The sequence below is a fragment of the Luteimonas cucumeris genome (assembly GCF_007830035.1).
Lineage (GTDB): Bacteria > Pseudomonadota > Gammaproteobacteria > Xanthomonadales > Xanthomonadaceae > Luteimonas_C > Luteimonas_C cucumeris.
The window spans coordinates 64,674-84,939 of the sequence record NZ_VLKN01000006.1 but is presented as its reverse complement, the minus strand read 5'-3'; the positions used below and the strand labels follow the sequence as shown (position 1 = coordinate 84,939).

Here is a 20,266-nt window from a genome sequence, read left to right as displayed (position 1 = left end):
GGATTGGTGATTCGTGATTGGTGATTCGCAAGAGCCGACACGTCCACCACCTGCTTTTCCGAATCACGAATCACGAATCACCAATCACGAATCACGGCCCCCCATGTCCCTGACCCAACGCTACGCCGACACCCTCGAAGACATCCGTGCGCAGGGCCTGTTCAAGGCCGAGCGCATCATCACTTCGCCACAGTCCGCCGAGATCACGCTCGCGGACGGCCGCACGGTGCTGAACTTCTGCGCCAACAACTACCTCGGGCTGGCGGATCATCCCGACATCATCGCCGTCGCCAAGGACGCGCTCGACACGCACGGCTTCGGCATGGCGTCGGTGCGCTTCATCTGCGGCACGCAGGACCTGCACAAGCAGCTCGAAAAGACCATCGCGGACTTTTTCGGCATGCAGGACACGATCCTCTATGCCGCCTGCTTCGACGCCAACGGCGGCCTCTACGAGCCGCTGCTGGACGAGAACGACGCGATCATCTCCGATGCGCTCAACCATGCATCGATCATCGACGGCGTGCGTCTGTGCAAGGCAAAACGCTTCCGCTATGCCAACTGCGACATGGCCGACCTCGAAAAGCAGCTGCAGGCCGCCGATGCCGCCGGCGCACGGACCAAGCTGATTTCCAGTGACGGCGTATTCTCGATGGACGGTTTCATCGCGCCATTGGATGAAATCACCGCTCTGGCGAAGCAGTACGGCGCACTGGTGCATATCGACGAATGCCACGCCACCGGCTTCCTCGGCAAGACCGGCCGCGGCTCGGCCGAGGTCAAGGGCGTGCTCGACCGCATCGACATCATCACCGGCACCCTCGGCAAGGCGATGGGCGGCGCGCTGGGTGGGTTCACCACGGCGACAACGGAAGTGATCGAACTGCTGCGCCAGCGTTCGCGTCCGTACCTGTTCTCCAATTCATTGCCACCGCATGTTGTCGCCGCAGGCATCAAGGCCTTCGAGATGCTCTCCGCTGCTGGAGATCTGCGCGACCAGCTGGCCGCGAACACCGCCTACTTCCGCGAACAAATGGCGGCCGCGGGCTTCGACATCAAACCCGGCACGCATCCGATCTGTCCGGTGATGCTGTACGACGCGCCGCTGGCGCAGAAGTTCGCGCAGCGCCTGCTCGAGGAAGGCATCTATGCGATCGGCTTCTTCTTCCCGGTGGTGCCGCAGGGCCAGGCACGCATCCGCACGCAGATGAGCGCAGCCCATACGCGCGAGCATCTGGATCGCGCGATCGATGCCTTTACCCGCATCGGCCGAGAGTTGGGCGTCATCAACGGCTGACCTGGTCCGAATAAGGCCATAAGCCGCACCGGACCGTTGCACTCCAGTACTACGCGTCCTAGGGTGCGCTTCGCTTACCAGGTTACGACAAGGCGGCGACCTCTTCCGCGCTCAGCATCCGCCACTGCCCTTTCGGCAGTTCGCCGAGTGCGAGTTCACCGATCGCCACGCGCACCAGCCGCAATACCTCGATATCCAGGCCAGACAGCAGCCGGCGGATCTGCCGGTTGCGACCCTGGTCCAGCACGATTTCGACCCACGCGTTCTTTTCGCCGCCGCGCAGCAGCCGTGCCGACTTCGCGGATAACCGTTCGCCTTCGACGACAACGCCGTCGATGAGAGATGCCAGCTGCGCCGCTCCGGGAATCGCGTTCACCTGCACGTGATAGGTCTTGTCCGGCCCGGTATCCGGGCCGGTGATCCGCGCAGCCCATTGCGGATCGTTGCTGAACAGCAGCAGGCCTTCGCTGGCCTTGTCCAGACGGCCGACCGGCGAGATCCAGCCGAGGCCGGCGCCATCGAAACAGCGATAGACGGTGTCGCGACCCCGCTCGTCGTCCACCGTGGTCACCAGGCCGCGCGGCTTGTTGAGCATGAGGTGGACCATGGCGGCAGCGCCGAGCGGCTTTCCGTCGATGCTGATGCGGTCACTGTCCATCGGGGTCGGGTGTTCCGGATCATGGATCACCTTGCCCGCCAACGCCACGCGACCATCGCGAATCCACTGCGCCGCCTGCGTACGCGAACATACGCCGCGCTTGGACAGCACGCGCGCCAGCCCATGCCGCCGCGTCGTGTTCATGCGAACGCTCCATGCACTCGCACCGGGCGGGAACAACAAGTCTTCGCACAATCAGCCGTCACCGGTACATCACCGCACGGTCTGGATTATTTCGGCATCCGCTGGATCGATATCGATGACTATCTGGATACTCGCCCTGTGGATCTGGGGCATCAGCGCTGTGGCCATGACGGCCATGTGCGCGTTTTCGATACGCGCGCGCAACCTCGGCTATGCCGGCGTGGCGTGGGCGGGCCTGATGGCGGTCGCGGCATTGCTTGCCGGCCTGCTCTCCGAAGGAGCGGCGTTGCCGCGCACGCTGACGGCTATCGGTGGCGCCATCTGGGGTGCGCGGTTGTGCATCTACCTGCTGCATCGCGTGCTGCACGAGGACGAGGATGGGCGTTGCCGGGTGTTGCGTGCCACATGGGGCAACAGTCGCGGCGCGTGGTTCCTGTTTTTCCAGGTACACGCCCTGGCGGTGGCTGTACTCGCGCTGCCGTTCCTGGCGGCAGGCAGCGCCACGATCACGGTCGTCGATGGCTGGGTGCTGGCCGCGATCGCGGTCTGGATCGTGGCGGTAACGGGCGAGAGCCTCGCCGACGCGCAGCTGGCATCGTTCCGCGCCGATCCCGGCAATCGCGGCAGGACCTGCCGCGATGGCTTGTGGGCATGGTCGCGGCATCCGAATTATTTCTTCGAGTGGCTGCACTGGTTCGCCTATGTGCTGCTGGCGACGAGTTCGCCGCATGCCTGGCTCAGCTGGCTGGGGCCGGCGCTGATGCTGCTCTTCCTGTATGGCGTCAGCGGCATTCCATTGGCCGAACAGCAGGCACTGCGCAGCCGTGGCGAAGACTACCGGCGCTACCAGCGCGAAGTCAGTGCATTCACGCCCTTGCCTGCCAGCACGAACGGATGAGCCGCGCGTGCCACGACCCGATCATTCCGTCTTCTGTACGGCCCCATCCGGACTGGCCTTCGGCGCTTCCACGGGCGGCGGAGTGGTCTGGGCACGTCGGCCGGCGCTGTAACCGGTGGCTTTGAGCCAGGCGTCGAAATCGTCCGCGGTCATGCGCTTGCCGTTCTGGGTCATGTTGAAACGGTAAGGCGTATTGTCGAACTGCGTCTTCGGTTTGTAGACCGAGGGGTTGTTCGGATCGAGCGCGCTCGGCGCCGGCGTCGCGTTGGCCACGTTGCAGCCCTGCACCCGTAGGCGCAGCAATACCACGTCGACCGACATCGTTTCGTCGTAGGCCTGCGCCAGCACGCCGCTCGGCGCGCCCAGCTGCGAACGGGTCGCGAACAGTTCCGACGAGATCGGCGCCAGCACCGTCGGGCGCAACGGCATGGCCTGCGGGGCGCGAATGGCGGCGCAATCGGGGTTTTGCGCCTGCGCAACTCCGCACGCCAGCAGCAGCAATGAGGCGATCGACAGTTTGCGCATGTGATTGTTCCCGCTTGGCGAATCCTGCGAGTTTAGGTCGTACTCACAATCGCGACAAGCGCGGTTCCCCGCGTTGTGCGCGATGTCCGGTTTAGCAGCAACGGAGCGGACGCCGTGATGAATAGGGCTTGCGGTTGGCTGGGTCACCGACTCATCGGCAGCACTGTCCAATGACCGGACCGCACACGCCCATTGCAGCGCCGGGCGACAGCCGGGCGGCGCTTGACCGATCGAACGCATGATCGTCGCCACGGATGGTGGAGCGCTAAAAGACGAAGCCCGGCACTAGGCCGGGCTTCGGGTACTGCTTGAGCTTGCGTCCGATCAGTTCTGGACGTTCAGCTCGGTACGGCGGTTCGTTTCCGACTTGCACTGCGGCATGGTCTGCGGAGTCGGCTCGAGCGGACGGCTCTCGCCGTAACCGACCGGACCCACCAGACGACCGGCATCGATCGCATTGCTGGTCAGGTAGTCGTACACAGCCTGGGCACGACGCTCCGACAGCTTCTGGTTGTAGTCGTCGGGACCGCACAGATCGGTGTGGCCGGCGACTTCGACACGCAGGTCGGGGTAACGCTTCAGGATCTCGGTCACTTCGCTCAGGATCGCGACCGCGTCAGGACGCAGCACCGACTTGTCGAAGTCGAAGTTGACGCCCTTCAGGTCGATCGTGATCGGAGCCGGAGCTTCCGGTTCCGGAGCCGGCGGCGGCGGCGGCGGCGGTGCCGGGGCAACCGGCTCCGGGCCGAGGGCCACGGTCAGGCCGACCGAAGCCAGCAGGTCGGTGAAGTAGTCTTCCTGCTCGTTGGCCGGACGGGCCTGCACGTCGTCGAAGTCGATGCGGGTACCGATTTCGGTACGCAGATCGGTGCGGCCGAAGTCGAACTGCAGACCGGCGCCGAGGTTGGCGGCGATGTTGTTGTCTTCGTGCTGGGCCGGATTCGGGCCGAGCGCCGGATCGCGCACGAACTCTTCCTCATGCCGCTGCAGGCCGAGACCCATGCGGATGTAGGGCCACCAGGTGCGGTCGGCATTGCGGAAGTGATAGCGCGCATCGGCCGAGGCGCCGTACTGGCTCCACCACAGGTGCGGGTTCTCGGTCTTGTCCGGGTTCTGGTAGTTCAGTTCGAAGTCGACCGACCAGTTCGGGGTGAAGAACTTGCCGAAGCCGATGGTGCCGAAGATCGCGTCTTCGGTGTTGCGGTCGCTGTCCTGGAAGTTGACGCCAGTCGAGCCTGCGACATACCAGCGGTCATCAAACTCCTGCGCGGAAGCGGCCTGCGCCACGCACAGCCCGCCCAACAGCGCAGCACAGAGGAGTTTCTTGTTCATGTTCAGCTCCTTGATCAGGTAAAAAAGCGGTATTCCGGTCTTGCGTGGTTATTGGTTTTAGACGGCCGTTCCGCACGCCATCCCGTCCAGAGTAGTACCGGATGTGTGAAAGCCGTGTTAACAATAGCATAACAGTTGAAGTGGTTCCAACTTCGGGTCTCGGGACCTAGACCCGGTACAGGTTCATGAATTCCTGGACTGGCAGCGACTCTAACGCCTCTGGCGTCCGCGTCAAGGCCATCAGGCGGTCGGCCTGCCCGACCGGCAGGTGGGCACGCATGGCGGCATCGCATTTCGCCATCAGTATGGGGATGCCTTCGGCACGGCGTCTGCGGTGGCCGATCGGGTAGTCGATCGACTCCTTGCCGGTGCTGCTGCCGTCCATGAAGAACACCTGCACCGCGTTGCCGATATAGCGCTTGTCCTGGTCGAAGTAGTCCTGTGTGAACCGCGGATTCTCGACCACGGCCATTTTCCCGCGCAGGGCGTCGATACGGGGATCGGCGGCGACCTCGTCGCCGTAGTCCGCGGCGGTCAGGCGACCGAAGATCAGCGGCACGGCGACCATGTACTGGAGGCAATGGTCGCGGTCGGCGTAGTTGGCCAGCGGGCCGGTCTTGTCGATGATGCGGATGCCGGCCTCCTGGGTCTCGATCAGTATCCTGTCGACCTCACCGATGCGGTCCCGGACCTGGCCGTGCAACCGCATCGCGCATTCGACCGCGGTCTGGGCATGGAACTCGGCCGGATAGCTGATCTTGAACAGCACGTTCTCCATCACATAGCTGCCGAACGGGCGCTCGAACGCGAACGGCCTGCCCTTGAACGCCACATCGTAGAAGCCCCAGGTGCTGGCCGACAGCACGCTCGGGTAGCCGACCACCTTCTTGTGGACCGCGTTCAGTGCATGGATCACGGCGCGGCGGCAGGCGTCGCCGGCGGCCCAGCTCTTGCGGGGACCGGTGTTGGGAGCGTGGCGGTAGGTGCGCAATGCGCCGTTGTCGATCCACGAATGCGACACGGCGGTAATCACCTCGTCCTTGCCGCCGCCGAGCATGGCCGTGGCAACCGCGGTCGAGGCAAGGCGTACCAGGATCACATGGTCGAGGCCGACCCGGTTGAACGAATTCTGCAGCGCGTACACGCCCTGGACCTCGTGCGCCTTGATTGTCCAGCCGAGCACGTCGCGCACGGTGATGGTCCTGCCTTCCTTGCGCGCCAGATAGTCGGCGACGGCGAGGATGGCGCCGAGGTTGTCGGATGGATGGCCCCACTCCGCCGCCAGCCAGGTGTCGTTGAAGTCCAGCCAGCGCACCAGCGTGCCGATGTTGAACGCGGCCTGTGCCGGGTCGAGTTCGAACGTGGTGCCTGGCACGGTCGCACCGCCGGGAAGCTCGCCGCCCGGGACCAGCGGGCCGAGGTGCTTGACGCAATCGGGAAACTTCATCGCCAGCATCGCGCAGGCCAGCGAGTCCAGCAGCATGTGGCGCGCGGTGTCATAGGCCTCCTGCGATTCGATCCGGTAGTCGATGACGTAGTCGGCGATGTCCACCATCGGCGGATCGGGGTCGGGGCGGACGGCGGAACGAAGGTCCAAATCGGCCATGGCGGGTGCCTGCGCACGGGAGGAACGGTCATTCTGCAAAGCGTGACGTCGTGATGGCGTGGCAGCCATTAACAGGCACAGTGGCCGGCGCCCGGCCTGAGGCCGCAATTCCGAGCAGATCTCCCATCATTGCCGACACCCGTGCAACACTTCGGAGTGCGCGTGCCGCTTGGAAACCGGCCCAGGAAAACCATCCTTGCGCCATGGACACCCCAACGCGCCTCCCCAGCCTGTTCCTGTCGCACGGCTCGCCGATGCTGGCGCTGGAGGACAGCGCCGCCGGGCGCTTCCTCGATGGCCTCGGCACGCAGTTGCCGCGCCCCAAGGCAATCCTCGTGGCGTCGGCGCACTTCACGGCCGACCAGCCGACGCTCGGCGGCCATGCGTGGCCACATACGATCCACGATTTCAGCGGTTTCCCGGCACCGCTGTACCAGATCCGCTATCCGGCCCCGGGCGATCCAGACCTGGCGGGACAGATCGCGCGGCGTCTGGCCGATGACGGCCTCTCACCCGCGGTGCGCAACGACCTCGGCATCGACCACGGCGTCTGGGTACCGCTGCGGCGCATGTATCCGCTGGCCGACATCCCGGTGGTGTCGTTGTCGGTGATGCCGCACGGCACGGCCGCGCAACACTACGCCGTCGGCCAGGCCCTGGCGCCACTGCGTGAACAGGGCGTACTGGTGATCGGCTCCGGCGGCTTCATCCATAACCTGGGCGACCTCGACTGGCGTCACAAGGGTGCAGCGCTGGCGCCATGGGCGCATGAATTCAGCGAGTGGATGCACGCAATGCTGTCGACACGCGACTGGACCGCCCTGCTCGACTGGCGGCAGCGCGCGCCGCACGCGGCCCATGCCCATCCGACGGTCGAGCACCTGATGCCGCTGTTCGTAGCGCTCGGCGCCTCAGGCGCGACGCCGGGCGTGCGCACGCTGCATCGTTCGCACGAATTCGGATCGCTGGCACTGGACGCCTTCGCGTTCGATTGACGTGCGCAGGCGGGCCCGGGCCCGCCATCGTCGCTACGCATTGATTGACGTTGCGACGCGGACCCGCCTACAACGTATCGGCCGGAACGCGCACCCAGCCTTCCATCAGCACGCGCGCGCTGCGGCTCATCACGGCCTTGGTGACGGTCCACTCGCCATCGACCTGGAGCGCCCGCGCGCCGACGCGCAGGGTGCCGGAAGGATGGCCGAAGCGCACCGCTTCACGCTCGCCGCCGCCCGCGGCCCGATTGACCAATGTGCCCGGGATCGAAGCGGCCGTGCCGATGGCGACCGCAGCCGTGCCCATCATCGCGTGGTGCAGCTTGCTCATCGACAGCGCGCGTGCCAGCAGGTCGATGTCGGCGGCGGCGATGCGCTTGCCACTGGATGAGGTGTAGCCCGCCGCCGGTGCGACGAAGGCGACCTTGGGCGTGTGCTGACGCGCGGCGGCCTGCTCGACACTGGCGATCAGGCCCATGCGCACGGCGCCGTGCGCACGGATCGCTTCGAATTTCGCCAGCGCGGCCTTGTCTTCGTTGATCGCGCCCTGCAGTTCGGTTCCGGTGTAACCCAGATCGGCGGCGCCGAGGAAGATGGTCGGAATGCCGGCATTGATCATCGTGGCCTTGAACGTGCCCACCCCCGGCACGACGAGATCGTCGACCAGGTTGCCGGTCGGGAACATGGCGCCACCGCCCTCGCCTTCGTCGGCCGGATCGAGGAATTCCAGCTGGATCTCCGCTGCCGGGAAGGTCACGCCGTCGAGTTCGAAATCTCCGGTTTCCTGAACCTGGCCGTTGCTGATCGGTACGTGCGCGATGATCGTCTTGCCGATGTTGGCCTGCCAGATGCGCACGGAGGCGATACCGTTCTCCGGTACGCGAGCGGGATCGACCAGGCCATTGGCGATCGCGAACGGTCCGACTGCCGAGGACAGGTTGCCGCAGTTGCCGCTCCAGTCGACAAACGCGGTGTCGATCGACACCTGGCCGTAGAGGTAGTCGACGTCGTGGTCCGGCATCGAGGCCTCGGAGATGATCACGCACTTGCTGGTGCTCGACGTGGCTCCGCCCATGCCGTCGGTGTGCTTGCCGTACGGATCGGGAGAGCCGATCACACGCATCAGCAGCGCATCGCGCGCCGGCCCGGCGACCTGCGCGGCTTGCGGCAGGTCCTGCAGGCGGAAGAACACGCCCTTGCTGGTACCGCCGCGCATGTAGGTGGCGGGAATGCGGAGCTGCGGTGCGTGGGTCATGACTAGCTCGTTGAGTGGATGGTCAGAAATGTCATCCGGACCATGTGGGGATCTGATTTTCTTGTACTAAACCAGATCCCTCACCACGTTCGGGATGACATGATTCATGCCGCCTGGACGGCTTCCAGGAAATCGTTGGCGAACCGCTGCAGCACGCCGCCGGCTTCGTAGATCGATACCTCTTCGGCAGTATCGAGGCGGCAGGTCACCGGCACGTCCATGCGTTCGCCGTTGCGACGGTGGATCACCAGCGTCAGCGTGGCGCGCGGCGTGCGTGCGCCGGTCACGTCGTAGGTTTCGGTGCCGTCGATGGCCAGCGTGTTGCGGTCGGTCCCCGGCTGGAACTCCAGCGGCAACACGCCCATTCCGATCAGGTTGGTGCGGTGGATGCGCTCGAAACCTTCGGCCGCTATCGCTTCCACGCCGGCCAGGCGCACGCCCTTGGCGGCCCAGTCGCGCGAGGAGCCCTGGCCGTAATCGGCGCCGGCGATGATGATCAGCGGCTGCTGGCGTGCCATGTAGGTTTCGATCGCCTCCCACATGCGCGTCACCTGACCTTCGGGCTCGATCCGTGCCAGCGAGCCCTGTCGTACGTTGCCGACGTCGTCGCGCACCATCTCGTTGAGCAGCTTCGGGTTGGCGAAAGTGGCACGCTGCGCGGTGAGGTGATCGCCGCGGTGGGTCGCGTACGAATTGAAGTCCTCTTCCGGCAGGCCCATCTTTGCCAGGTACTCGCCAGCAGCGCTGGCCAGCATGATCGCGTTCGACGGCGACAGGTGGTCGGTGGTGATGTTGTCGCCGAGCACCGCCAGCGGGCGCATGCCGCTGAGTTTGCGTTCGCCCGCCAGCGCGCCTTCCCAGTACGGCGGGCGGCGGATGTAGGTGCTCTGCGGACGCCAGTCGTACAGCGGGCTGACCTTCTCGCCGTGTTCGACGCTGAGCCTGAACATGGGCTCGTAGACCTGGCGGAACTGCTCGGGCTTGACGCTGGCGGCGACGATCGCATCGATCTCCTCGTCGGACGGCCAGAGATCCTTCAGCCTGACCGCATTGCCCTGTGCATCGGTGCCGAGCACGTCCTTCTCGATGTCGAAGCGCACGGTGCCGGCGATCGCATACGCCACCACCAGCGGCGGCGAGGCGAGGAACGCCTGCTTGGCGTAAGGATGGATGCGGCCGTCGAAGTTGCGGTTGCCCGACAACACGGCGGTGGCGTACAGATCGCGTTCGATCACTTCCTTCTGGATCGCCGGATCGAGCGCGCCACTCATGCCGTTGCAGGTGGTGCAGGCGAAACCGACGATGCCGAAGCCGAGCTGCTCCAGTTCCGGCAGCAACGCCGCGTCCTCCAGATACAGCTGCACGGCCTTGGAACCGGGCGCGAGCGAGGTCTTCACCCACGGCTTGCGGGTCAGCCCTCGCGCGTTGGCATTGCGCGCCAGCAGGCCGGCGGCGATGACATTGCGCGGATTGCTGGTGTTGGTGCAACTGGTGATCGCCGCGATGATCACGGCGCCGTCGGGCATCAGGCCCTGCGCTTCCTGCGCGCGCGCCGCCTCGAGGTTGCCGGCGATGCCGCGCTCGGCCAGCGCGGAGGTCGGCAGGCGCTTGTGCGGATTGGACGGCCCGGCCATGTTGCGCACCACGCTGGACAGGTCGAAGGTCAGCGTGCGCTCGTACTGCGCATCCGCCAGCGCATCGGCCCACAGGCCAGCCTGCTTCGCGTAGGTTTCCACCAGCCTGACCTGCTCGTCCTCGCGGCCGGTCAGGCGCAGGTAGTCGATGGTCTTGTCGTCGATGAAGAACATCGCCGCCGTCGCCCCGTATTCCGGCGCCATGTTGGAGATCGTCGCGCGATCGCCCAGCGTGAGTGCCGAGGCGCCCTCGCCGCGGAATTCCAGGTACGCGCCGACGACCTTCGACTGGCGCAGGAATTCGGTCAGGGCCAGCACGATGTCGGTGGCGGTGATGCCCGGTTGCGGCTTGCCGGTGAGCTCGACGCCTACGATCTCCGGCAGGCGCATCCACGACGCGCGGCCGAGCATCACGCTTTCGGCTTCCAGGCCGCCGACACCGACCGCGATCACGCCCAACGCATCGACGTGCGGGGTATGGCTGTCGGTGCCGACCAGCGTGTCCGGGAATGCCACTCCGTCGCGCGCGTGCACCACCGGCGACATCCGCTCCAGGTTGATCTGATGCATGATCCCGTTGCCCGGCGGAATCACGTCGACGTTCTTGAACGCCTTCTTCGTCCAGTTGATGAAGTGGAAGCGGTCCTCGTTGCGGCGGTCCTCGATCGCGCGGTTCTTCGCGAACGCTGCCTTGTCGAAACCCGGAGCCTCCACCGCGAGGGAGTGATCGACGATCAGCTGCGTCGGCACCACCGGATTGATCTGCGAAGGATCGCCGCCGCGCTCGGCGATCGCGTCGCGCAAACCGGCCAGGTCGACCAGCGCGGTCTGGCCGAGGATGTCGTGGCACACCACCCGCGCCGGGAACCACGGGAAATCGAGATCACTGCGGCGTTCGATCAGCTGCGCCAGGTAGGCGGCGAGCATGGCCGGTTCGGCACGCCGCACCAGGTTCTCCGCATGCACGCGCGAGGTGTAGGGCAACGCGGCGTAAGCGCCGGGTGCGATCGCCTCGACGGCGGCACGTGCGTCGAAATAGTCGAGCGCGGTGCCCGGGAGTGGCTTGCGGTATTCGGTGTTCATCGTCGGCAAAGTGGAACTCTCATGCGTGGCGGTGCACAGGGCGTGCAGCGCAGGCCCATCGTGCGGGCGTGGAAGCGGGGTGGCGAGCAGTGCTGAAACCGTGCTGGCACGGCGGCGCCAATTATCCCGCATTCGTCCACGCGCCGCCGGCTAGAGCCGCGCCTGCACGGCGTCGTGCCGCTCCCAGGGCGGATTTTCCGAGAAGTTCTCGGCCAGGAAATCGACGAAGGCGCGCACCCGCGGCGGCACCAGGCGGCGTTGCGGCATCACCGCATGGATGCCGGTATCGGCCAGCGGATATTCCGGCAGCACCACCTGCAAGCGGCCGGCGCGCAGTTCGTGGCAGGCGTGCCAGGTCGAATGCAGCGCGATGCCCAGTCCGGCGACCGCGGCGTCGAGGATCACCTCGCCGAAGTTGCTCTCCAGGCGGCCGCGCACGCGTATCGCGGTTTCACCGCCCGCGCCGTCGCCCAGTCGCCACACGTCCTGACGGCCCAGGCTGCCGACCAGCAGCAGGCAATCGTGCTGCGCCAGTTCCTCGGGTGTGCGCGGCGTGCCATGCCGGCGCAGGTAGTCGGGCGAGGCGCACAGCACGCGGCGATTGATCGCCAGCTTGCGCGCCACCAGGCTGGAATCCTCCAGTGCGCCGATGCGGATCGCCAGGTCGAATCCGGCGCTGACCAGGTCCAGCCGCTGGTCGTTGAGGTCGATGCTGAGCCGCACCCGCGGATGCCGGGCGAGGAACTGCGGCAGCAGCGGCGATATGTACTGGCGCCCGAACGAGGCCGATGTCGTCACCCGCAACGTGCCCGAGACGTCGGTGCCTGCCTGGCGCAGGCCGCCAGTCAGGGCTTCCAGGTCCTCGACCAGTACCCGCCCCTGCGCGGCCAGCGCGGCGCCCTCCGGGGTCGGGTGCAGTTGCCGGGTGGTCCGGTGCAACAGGCGCACGCCGAGCGCGCGCTCCAGCCGCTTCAGGCGCTGGCTGGCGACGGCGACCGAGAGGTCCAGGCTGCGCGCCGCCGCGCTGATCGAGCCCAGGTCCAGTACGCGCAGGAACAGGCTGAGGTCGCCGAGATGATCCATGGATTATCAACTGATCATTGAAACTGATTAACCATCCTGGTGCTTATTGCTGAATATGCAAGGACCTAGGCTGCCGCATCGCTTTCCACGGATGCCGCCGCATGGCCACCCTGTCCACTTCCACCGCCTCCTCCCGGATGCCGCCGGCGCTGTATGCGCTGACCGCCGGCGCCTTCGGCATCGGCACCACCGAATTCGTGATCATGGGGCTGCTGCTGCAGGTCGCCGCCGATCTCCAGGTCAGCATCGCAGCCGCCGGCCTGCTGATCTCCGGCTATGCCCTGGGCGTTTTCGTCGGTGCGCCGCTGCTGACCGCGCTGAGCAGCCGCATGCCGCGCAAGGCGGTGCTGGTCGCACTGATGGTCGTCTTCACTGTCGGCAACCTCGCCTGCGCACTGGCGCCGAACTACACGGCGCTGATGATCGCGCGGGTGGTCACCTCGCTCGCACATGGCACCTTCTTCGGTGTCGGCGCGGTGGTGGCGACGGGGCTGGTCGCGCCGGACCGCAAGGCCTCGGCCATCTCCATCATGTTCACCGGACTGACCGTCGCCACGCTGCTCGGCGTACCGGCCGGTGCCTGGCTGGGACTGCATTTCGGCTGGCGCGCGACCTTCTGGGCCGTGACCGCGATCGGCATCGTCGCCACGCTCGTCATCGCCGCGCTGGTGCCGGCCGACCGCAAGGACCAGGCACCGATCGCATTCCGCGAGGAAATGCGCGTCGTCGCACGACCACAGGTGCTGCTCGGTCTGCTGATGACGGTGTTCGGTTTCGCCGGCGTGTTCGCGGTATTCACCTATATCCAGCCGATCCTCACGCAGGTGGCCGGTTTCGCCGACAGCGCGGTGTCGCCGATCCTGCTGGTATTCGGTGTCGGCATGATCGCCGGCAACCTGCTGGGCGGCCGCCTGGCCGACCGCGGCCTGCTGCCCGCCCTGTTCGCGACGCTGGCGACGCTGGCCCTGGTCCTGGCGCTGATGACCTTTGCCTTGCACCACCAGATCGCGACGGTGCTGTTCGTCGGCCTGTTCGGCGTGGCCGCGTTCGCCACCGTTCCGCCGCTGCAGCTGTGGGTGCTGCAGAAGGCGCAGGGCGGCCAGAACCTCGCATCGAGCCTCAACATCGGCGCATTCAATCTCGGCAACGCGCTGGGCGCATGGCTCGGCGGCGTGGTGATCGTGCATGGCCCCGGACTCGGCGCGCTCGGCTGGGTAGCGGCACTGGTCACGATCTCGGGCATCGCGGTGGCATTGTGGAGTTGGCGCCTCGAAGCGCCGCGACGCATCGCGGCCGCAGCCGCCACCTGTCCCACGCTCTGAACGCTTCTCTCGTTCGATCAACAAAGGAATCGACCATGGAATACCGTTTTCTCGGCACCTCCGGTTTCAAGGTACCCGCACTGGGTTTTGGCGCCGGCACTTTCGGCGGCCAGGGACCATTGTTCAGTGCCTGGGGCAACACCGACATCGACGGCGCCAGGCGCATGATCGACATCTGCCTCGACGCCGGCCTCAACCTGTTCGACAGTGCCGACGTGTATTCCGATGGCGCGTCGGAATCGATCCTCGGCGCGGCGATCAAGGGCCGGCGCGACCAGGTCATCCTGTCGACCAAGCTGACGCTGCGCGCCGGCGATGCTCCCAACGATGTCGGCGCATCGCGCCATCACCTGCTGCGCGCCACCGACAAGGCGCTGCAGCGTCTGGGCACCGACTACATCGATCTGCTGCAGTTGCACCACTTCGATGCGATGACGCCGGTCGAGAGCGTGATGTCGACGCTCGACGACCTGGTGCGCGCCGGCAAGGTGCGTTATCTGGGCGTGTCGAACTTCTCCGGCTGGCAGTTGATGAAGTCGCAGGCCATCGCCGACCGCTACGGCTATTCGCGTTACGTCGCGAACCAGACCTACTACTCGCTGGTTGGCCGCGACTACGAATGGGAACTGATGCCGCTGGGCCAGGATCAGGGCATCGGCGCGGTGGTGTGGAGCCCGCTGGGCTGGGGTCGGCTGACCGGAAAAATACGGCGCGGCCAGCCACTGCCGGAAGGCAGCCGCCTGCACGACACGGCTGGTTTCGCGCCGCCCGTGGATGAGGAACGCCTCTATCGCATCGTCGACGTGCTGGATGAACTGGTTGCGGAAACCGGTCGCACGATCCCGCAGATCGCATTGAACTGGCTGCTGCAGCGTCCCACCGTGTCGACCGTGCTGATCGGCGCGCGCAACGAGGAGCAGCTGAGGCAGAACCTCGGTGCGGTCGGCTGGAACCTCACCTCCGAACAGGTCGCAAGACTCGATGCGGCCAGCCGCGTCACGCCGCCTTATCCCTATTACCCGTATTGGAAGGGACAATTCTCCGAGCGCAATCCGGCGCCGGTCTGATCCCTCTTCCTTCTGCCTGCAGGAACACGCCATGAAAGCCGTCGCACTGACCCGCTACCTGCCCATCGACGATCCGCAATCGCTGGTCGACATCGAACTGCCCAAGCCCACGCTCGTCGACGGCCACGACCTGCTGGTGCGCGTCGAAGCGGTGTCGGTAAACCCGGTCGATACCAAGGTGCGATCGCCGAAACCGCAGGTCGAAGCGCAGCCGAAGGTGCTGGGCTACGACGCCGCCGGCGTGGTCGAAGCGGTCGGCGAAAACGTCACCCGCTTCAAGCCAGGCGATGCGGTGTACTACGCCGGCGATATCACTCGCTCCGGCAGCAACGCGCAATACCAGCTGGTGGACGAGCGCCTGGTCGGCGCCAGGCCGCAGTCGCTGGATTTCGCGCAGGCCGCGGCCTTGCCGCTGACCGCGATCACTGCCTGGGAGCTGCTGTTCCAGCGCATGCCGTTCGCCGAGGACGATGGCGGCAAGGGAAAAACGCTGCTGGTCATTGCCGGCGCAGGCGGCGTCGGCTCGATCGCCATCCAACTGGCGCGACGCGCGGGCTTCACCGTCATCGCCACCGCATCGCGCGCGGAGACCATCGAGTGGTGCATGCAGATGGGCGCGCAGCGTGTGATCGACCATCGGCAGGCGCTGGCGCCGCAACTGGCCGCACTGGATTTCGAACAGGTCGATGCGGCGATCAACCTGGCCGACACGGACCGCTACTGGGACACCTTGGGCGAACTGCTGGCGCCGCAGGGCCACGTCGGCCTCATCGTCGAACCGGCAGGCGCGCTGAAGATCGGCGATCCGTACAAGGCCAAATGCATCGGCATCCACTGGGAAATGATGTTCGCGCGGCCGCGCTTCAGGACCACGGACATGGGCGAACAGGGCCGCATCCTCGAACGCGTCGCCGCACTGGTCGATGCCGGCGAGTTGCGCGGCACGCACGGCGAAACCCTCGGCGTCATCAACGCGGCGAACCTGCGCGAGGCACATCGCCGACTGGAATCAGGCCGCACGGTCGGCAAACTGGTGTTGGCGGGATGGTGATCCTCGCCTGCACGGCCGCATTCCTCCTCTGTCCGGATCCGACATGAGCCCGACGTCCTGGTTGCTGTTCTGTTCGCTGGCACTGCTGACGGCCTTCAGCCCGGGACCGGCCGTGCTGCTGGCGGTCACCAACTCGGCAGTGCTGGGCGCGCGCAAGGCACTGCTCAGCTCTGCCGGAAACGCGATCGGAATCTTCATGGTCGCGGCAACCGCGATGCTGGGACTGGGCGCGCTGCTCAAGACGTCGGCCTGGCTGTTCGCCGTGCTGAAGATTGCGGGCGCCGTCTACCTGGTCTACCTGGGCATCCGCCAATGGCGCAGCCGCGGCATGTTCGACAACATCGATCCGGCCGGTGTCCGTCCGCAGGCGCCAGCCCGTTTGTTCCTGCAGGGCCTGCTGGTCGCCACCACCAATCCGAAAAACATCCTGTTCTTCACCGCCCTGCTGCCGCAGTTCATGACCCCGGGTGTTTCGGGATTTCATCAGTTTTTCGGGCTGACGCTTGCCTTTGCGGCATGCACGATGCTTTCCCACCTGTGCTACGTGACGCTCGCCCGTGGCATGAGCCGCTGGTTTGCGCATGAAGTCCGCGCGCGCTGGTTCAACCGCATCGCGGGCACGCTGCTGGCGTCGCTTGGCGTCGGCATCCTGCGGATGCGCGCCAACACCGCCTGAATCGCTGCAGGCCCGCTCGCTTGCCGCACCTCCGCTTTCCCGGCATGGTGCGCGCTTCGCAAGCCAGCGCCGTACGCATGCCGCCCGAATCCGTCGCGACCACACCCTACCCGCACCTGTTTGCCCCGCTCGACCTCGGCTTCACCACGTTGCGCAACCGCGTGCTGATGGGCTCGATGCACACCGGGCTGGAAGACCGCGCGCGCGACTTTCCCAGGCTCGCCGCCTATTTCGCCGAACGCGCCGCCGGCGGCGTCGGGCTGATGGTCACCGGCGGTTTCTCGCCAAACTTGGTCGGCTGGCTGAAACCGTTCGCCGGCAAACTGAGCTGGCCGTGGGAGGCACGCAAGCATCGACAGGTCACCGGCGCCGTGCACGCGCACGATGCGAAGATCTGCCTGCAGCTGCTGCACGCCGGTCGCTATGCCTATCACCCGCTGTCGGTGTCGGCGTCGAAGCTGAAGGCACCGATCAATCCTTTCACGCCGCGCGCCCTGTCCGCGCGTGGCGTCGAGCGCCAGATCGATGCCTTCGCGACCGCCGCGAGGCTCGCGCGCGACGGCGGCTACGACGGCGTCGAGATCATGGGCTCGGAAGGCTACCTGCTCAACCAGTTCACCGTCGCGCGCACCAACAAGCGCGACGACCGCTGGGGCGGCAGCGTCGAGAACCGCATGCGTTTCGCGGTGGAAATCGTGCGCCGCGTGCGCGAAGCCTGCGGCCCGGATTTCATCCTCATCTATCGCCTGTCGATGCTCGACCTGGTCGATGGCGGCGCCGACTGGAGCGAGACCATCACCCAGGCGAAGGCCGTGGAAGCCGCTGGCGCGACCCTCATCAATACCGGCATCGGCTGGCACGAGGCGCGCATCCCGACCATCGCGACCTCGGTGCCGCGTGGCGCCTTCGCCGGGGTGACCGCCAAACTGCGCCCGCACGTGCGGCTGCCGCTGGTCGCCACCAACCGCATCAACATGCCCGACGTCGCCGAAGCCATCCTCGCGCGCGGCGGCGCCGACCTGGTATCGATGGCCCGGCCGTTGCTGGCCGATCCGCACTGGGTCGACAAGGCACGCAACGGCAAGGCGCAGGCGATCAATACCTGCATCGCCTGCAACCAGGCCTGCCTCGATCATGTATTCGAAAACAAAAAAGCAAGCTGCCTGGTCAATCCACGCGCCTGTGCCGAAACCGAACTCAACTATATAAAGACGACCACGCCACGACGCATCGCCGTGGTCGGCGCCGGCCCCGCCGGCCTCGCCTGCGCGACCGTCGCCGCCGAACGTGGGCATCGCGTCACCCTGTTCGATGCCGCCGGCGAGATCGGCGGCCAGTTCAACCTGGCCAAGCGCATCCCCGGCAAGGAGGAGTTTCACGAGACGCTGCGCTACTTCCGCCACCGCCTCGGCGAAACCGGCGTCGAGACTCGCCTCGGCGAACGCATCGAAGCCGCAGCGCTGGAAGGCTATGACGCCGTGGTGCTGGCGACCGGCGTGCTGCCGCGCACGGTCGACTTCCCGGGTGCCGACCACGCCAAGGTCGTCGGCTACCTCGATGTCCTGCAGGGCCGCGTCGTGCCGGGCCGCAGCGTGGCGATCATCGGTGCCGGCGGCATCGGCTTCGACGTCGCCGAATTCCTGACGCACGAGGGTCCGTCACCGAGCCTCGATCCCCGACGCTGGATGGCGGAATGGGGGGTGGACGACCGCTTCGAGAGCCGCGGCGGATTGACGCCGGCGCGACCTGAACCGTCGCCGCGCCAGCTCTGGCTGCTGCAGCGCAGCGCCGGCCGTCCCGGCGCTCGGCTCGGCAAGACCACCGGCTGGATCCACCGCGCCACGCTCAAGGCCAAGGGCGTGAAGATGCTCGGCGGCGTGGAATACCTGGGCGTCGACGACAGCGGCCTGCGCATCCGGATCGATGGCACCGAGCAGGTGCTGCCGGTCGACCACGTGGTGATCTGCGCGGGTCAGGAACCGCGGCGGGAACTGCTCGCCGGACTGCAGGCAGACGGCCGCCCGGTACACGTGATCGGCGGCGCCGACGTGGCCGCCGAGCTCGACGCCAAGCGCGCCATTGCCCAGGGCAGCCGCCTGGCCGCGACCCTGTAGGGGCGGGCTCAGACCCACCTCCCACACCAGAAAATCCAGACAAATCAAGGATTTTCTTCGCCCCCTATTCAGGTTCGGTTGCGTAACCCGCCGCTACCTTGCGCGCACTTTCCCCGCCTGACGGTTCGGCGGGAACCGGCGCCAGCCCGCAATCCCGCGGCTTTTGCGCCCGGGCTAAGGCGCGCCGAAGAGCCGCCGCCCTCCCCAGTACGCCATGCCGGTTTGCGGCGCAGATCCCGTATAGATGAATGGGGATCCGCGTCACGACCTGCGCAACGGAGCAAGGAGTACGCATTACATGAAGCTGGCCTGGATCCTCTGGCTGTCACAGATGCTGCCGCAACCGGCCGCCGATTCGCTCTGCCTCAGCACCACCGTGTACCTGGAGGCCCGCGACCAGTCGGTCCGTGGCCAGCAGGCCGTGGCCGAGGTGGCCTTGCGTCGCCGCGACAGCGGCCTGTGGGGCGACAACGTCTGCTCCGTGGTCACCGCCCGCAAGCAGTTCGCTCCCAGCCTGGTATCGCCGCAGACCCGCCTCGGCAACAGCGAGGCCTGGGCCGAGGCCGTCACCATCGCCTTGGAGGCCGAGCGCAACTGGGAGTTGCCGGCCGGCAAGCGCCAGGAGATCGTGCCTGGTGCCAGCCACTTCATGGCGCATGCGATCGCCAGCCCGAGCTGGCGCAACGCTTACCAGGTGGCCACCATCGGTGACCACACTTTCCTGCGCGTGCAGTCGCTGAAGCCGCGCGAGGGCTGATCGACACCTGGGCGCACGTTGCGTGTGACGGATCGTTCCGCCGACGTCATTGAGCCTTCGCGCCCGTCTGCGCATCATCGCGGCTTCCTCGATGGAGTCGCACCATGAAACTGTATTACTCGCCCGGCGCGTGCTCGCTTGCCGACCACATCGTGCTGGAATGGATCGGCAAATCGTACGAAGCGGTGCGTCTGTCGCGCGAGGACCGCAAGCAGCCCGAGTACCTGAAGATCAACCCGGCCGGCGCCGTGCCTGCACTGGAGGACGACGGCTGGGTACTGACCCAGAATTCGGCGATCCTCAACTTCCTTGCCGACAGCTTCCCCGAGTCGGGCCTGGGCGGCGACGGCACGCCGAAGAGCCGCGCCGAAGTGAATCGCTGGGTGGGCTTCATCAACTCCGACATGCATCCGGCGATCAAGCCGCTGTTCGGCACCACCGCCTATCTCGGCGACGCTGCTGCCATCGACAAGAGCAAGGCTGACGCGCGCGCGAAGCTGCGTGGACTGTTCGAACGCGCCGACCAGCAACTGGCCGGCCGTGACTGGCTGACCGGCAGCCGCTCGATCGCCGATCCGTATCTGTACGTGCTCACGCGCTGGGCCAAGGGCAACCAGGTCGACCTGTCCGGCCTCGACAACATCGAGCGTTTCTTCCGCAACATCGAGGCCGATGCGGCCGTGCAGAAGGTGCTGAAGGAAGAAGGACTGGCCTGAGCAAAGAGTTCGGGTGCCACGCTTTCGTGGAGTAGCGCCTGTTCCACTCTGCC

General features: G+C 66.4%; 17 protein-coding genes. 10 read left to right on the top strand and 7 right to left on the bottom strand.

The annotated features are described in order from the left end of the window. The first annotated feature begins 103 nt into the window (after positions 1-103). Positions 104-1,297 (top strand): glycine C-acetyltransferase, encoded by a 1,194-nt coding sequence (gene kbl / locus IP90_RS12870; RefSeq protein ID WP_144900060.1) that lies wholly within the window; start codon positions 104-106, stop codon positions 1,295-1,297. Between the two features lie 82 nt (positions 1,298-1,379). Here the strand turns inward: kbl and IP90_RS12865 are convergent, their stop codons facing one another. Then, positions 1,380-2,099: a pseudouridine synthase gene (locus IP90_RS12865; protein WP_144900059.1), complete on the bottom strand. Its 720-nt coding sequence runs from the start codon at positions 2,097-2,099 to the stop codon at positions 1,380-1,382. Between the two features lie 115 nt (positions 2,100-2,214). On the opposite strand from IP90_RS12865, the gene IP90_RS12860 reads away from it, so the two are divergent. After that, entirely contained in the window at positions 2,215-2,997 is a 783-nt protein-coding gene (locus IP90_RS12860; protein WP_144900058.1) for a DUF1295 domain-containing protein, read from the top strand. A 21-nt stretch (positions 2,998-3,018) separates the two neighbouring features. Here the strand turns inward: IP90_RS12860 and IP90_RS12855 are convergent, their stop codons facing one another. The 3 genes from IP90_RS12855 to IP90_RS12845 all read right to left on the bottom strand — a co-directional run bounded on the left by IP90_RS12855 (position 3,019) and on the right by IP90_RS12845 (position 6,460). After that, positions 3,019-3,762, bottom strand: a complete 744-nt coding sequence (locus IP90_RS12855) for a hypothetical protein (RefSeq protein ID WP_144900057.1) — start codon at positions 3,760-3,762, stop codon at positions 3,019-3,021. Between the two features lie 84 nt (positions 3,763-3,846). Then, the gene (locus IP90_RS12850; RefSeq protein ID WP_144900056.1) at positions 3,847-4,854 is read right to left on the bottom strand and encodes an OmpA family protein; all 1,008 of its coding nucleotides are present in this window, start codon (positions 4,852-4,854) and stop codon (positions 3,847-3,849) included. Between the two features lie 166 nt (positions 4,855-5,020). After that, positions 5,021-6,460 carry a bifunctional 2-methylcitrate dehydratase/aconitate hydratase gene (locus IP90_RS12845; protein WP_144900055.1) on the bottom strand — a complete coding sequence of 480 codons (1,440 nt, stop codon included), beginning with the start codon at positions 6,458-6,460 and terminating at the stop codon, positions 5,021-5,023. Between the two features lie 203 nt (positions 6,461-6,663). On the opposite strand from IP90_RS12845, the gene IP90_RS12840 reads away from it, so the two are divergent. Next, positions 6,664-7,455: a dioxygenase family protein gene (locus tag IP90_RS12840; protein WP_144900054.1), complete on the top strand. Its 792-nt coding sequence runs from the start codon at positions 6,664-6,666 to the stop codon at positions 7,453-7,455. Positions 7,456-7,522: 67 nt separating this feature from the next. On the opposite strand, the gene prpF is transcribed toward IP90_RS12840, so the two are convergent. The 3 genes from prpF to IP90_RS12825 all read right to left on the bottom strand — a co-directional run bounded on the left by prpF (position 7,523) and on the right by IP90_RS12825 (position 12,510). Beyond that, positions 7,523-8,710, bottom strand: coding sequence for a 2-methylaconitate cis-trans isomerase PrpF (prpF, locus tag IP90_RS12835; RefSeq protein WP_144900053.1), 1,188 nt, complete (start codon positions 8,708-8,710; stop codon positions 7,523-7,525). Positions 8,711-8,814: 104 nt separating this feature from the next. Further along, positions 8,815-11,427 (bottom strand): Fe/S-dependent 2-methylisocitrate dehydratase AcnD, encoded by a 2,613-nt coding sequence (gene acnD / locus IP90_RS12830; protein ID WP_144900052.1) that lies wholly within the window; start codon positions 11,425-11,427, stop codon positions 8,815-8,817. A 150-nt stretch (positions 11,428-11,577) separates the two neighbouring features. Further along, complete coding sequence (locus IP90_RS12825; RefSeq protein ID WP_144900051.1) at positions 11,578-12,510, bottom strand: LysR family transcriptional regulator; 933 nt, start codon at positions 12,508-12,510, stop codon at positions 11,578-11,580. Between the two features lie 101 nt (positions 12,511-12,611). Between IP90_RS12825 and IP90_RS12820 the strand changes: the two genes are divergently transcribed. The 7 genes from IP90_RS12820 to IP90_RS12790 all read left to right on the top strand — a co-directional run bounded on the left by IP90_RS12820 (position 12,612) and on the right by IP90_RS12790 (position 20,213). Continuing rightward, positions 12,612-13,832 carry an MFS transporter gene (locus tag IP90_RS12820; RefSeq protein ID WP_199753474.1) on the top strand — a complete coding sequence of 407 codons (1,221 nt, stop codon included), beginning with the start codon at positions 12,612-12,614 and terminating at the stop codon, positions 13,830-13,832. Between the two features lie 35 nt (positions 13,833-13,867). Then, a complete protein-coding gene (locus IP90_RS12815) occupies positions 13,868-14,899 on the top strand; it encodes an aldo/keto reductase (protein ID WP_144900050.1) in 1,032 nt (343 codons plus the stop codon). A 31-nt stretch (positions 14,900-14,930) separates the two neighbouring features. Next, positions 14,931-15,950: a zinc-binding alcohol dehydrogenase family protein gene (locus IP90_RS12810; RefSeq protein ID WP_144900049.1), complete on the top strand. Its 1,020-nt coding sequence runs from the start codon at positions 14,931-14,933 to the stop codon at positions 15,948-15,950. Positions 15,951-15,993: 43 nt separating this feature from the next. Then, on the top strand, positions 15,994-16,626 hold the full coding sequence (locus IP90_RS12805) for a LysE family translocator (protein ID WP_144900048.1): 633 nt from the start codon (positions 15,994-15,996) through the stop codon (positions 16,624-16,626). 77 nt (positions 16,627-16,703) lie between these two features. Then, positions 16,704-18,740 (top strand): NADPH-dependent 2,4-dienoyl-CoA reductase, encoded by a 2,037-nt coding sequence (locus tag IP90_RS12800; protein ID WP_144900047.1) that lies wholly within the window; start codon positions 16,704-16,706, stop codon positions 18,738-18,740. A gap of 298 nt (positions 18,741-19,038) precedes the next feature. After that, a complete protein-coding gene (locus IP90_RS12795; RefSeq protein ID WP_144900046.1) occupies positions 19,039-19,497 on the top strand; it encodes a cell wall hydrolase in 459 nt (152 codons plus the stop codon). 104 nt (positions 19,498-19,601) lie between these two features. Continuing rightward, positions 19,602-20,213: a glutathione S-transferase family protein gene (locus IP90_RS12790; RefSeq protein ID WP_144900045.1), complete on the top strand. Its 612-nt coding sequence runs from the start codon at positions 19,602-19,604 to the stop codon at positions 20,211-20,213. The last annotated feature ends 53 nt before the right edge of the window (positions 20,214-20,266 follow it).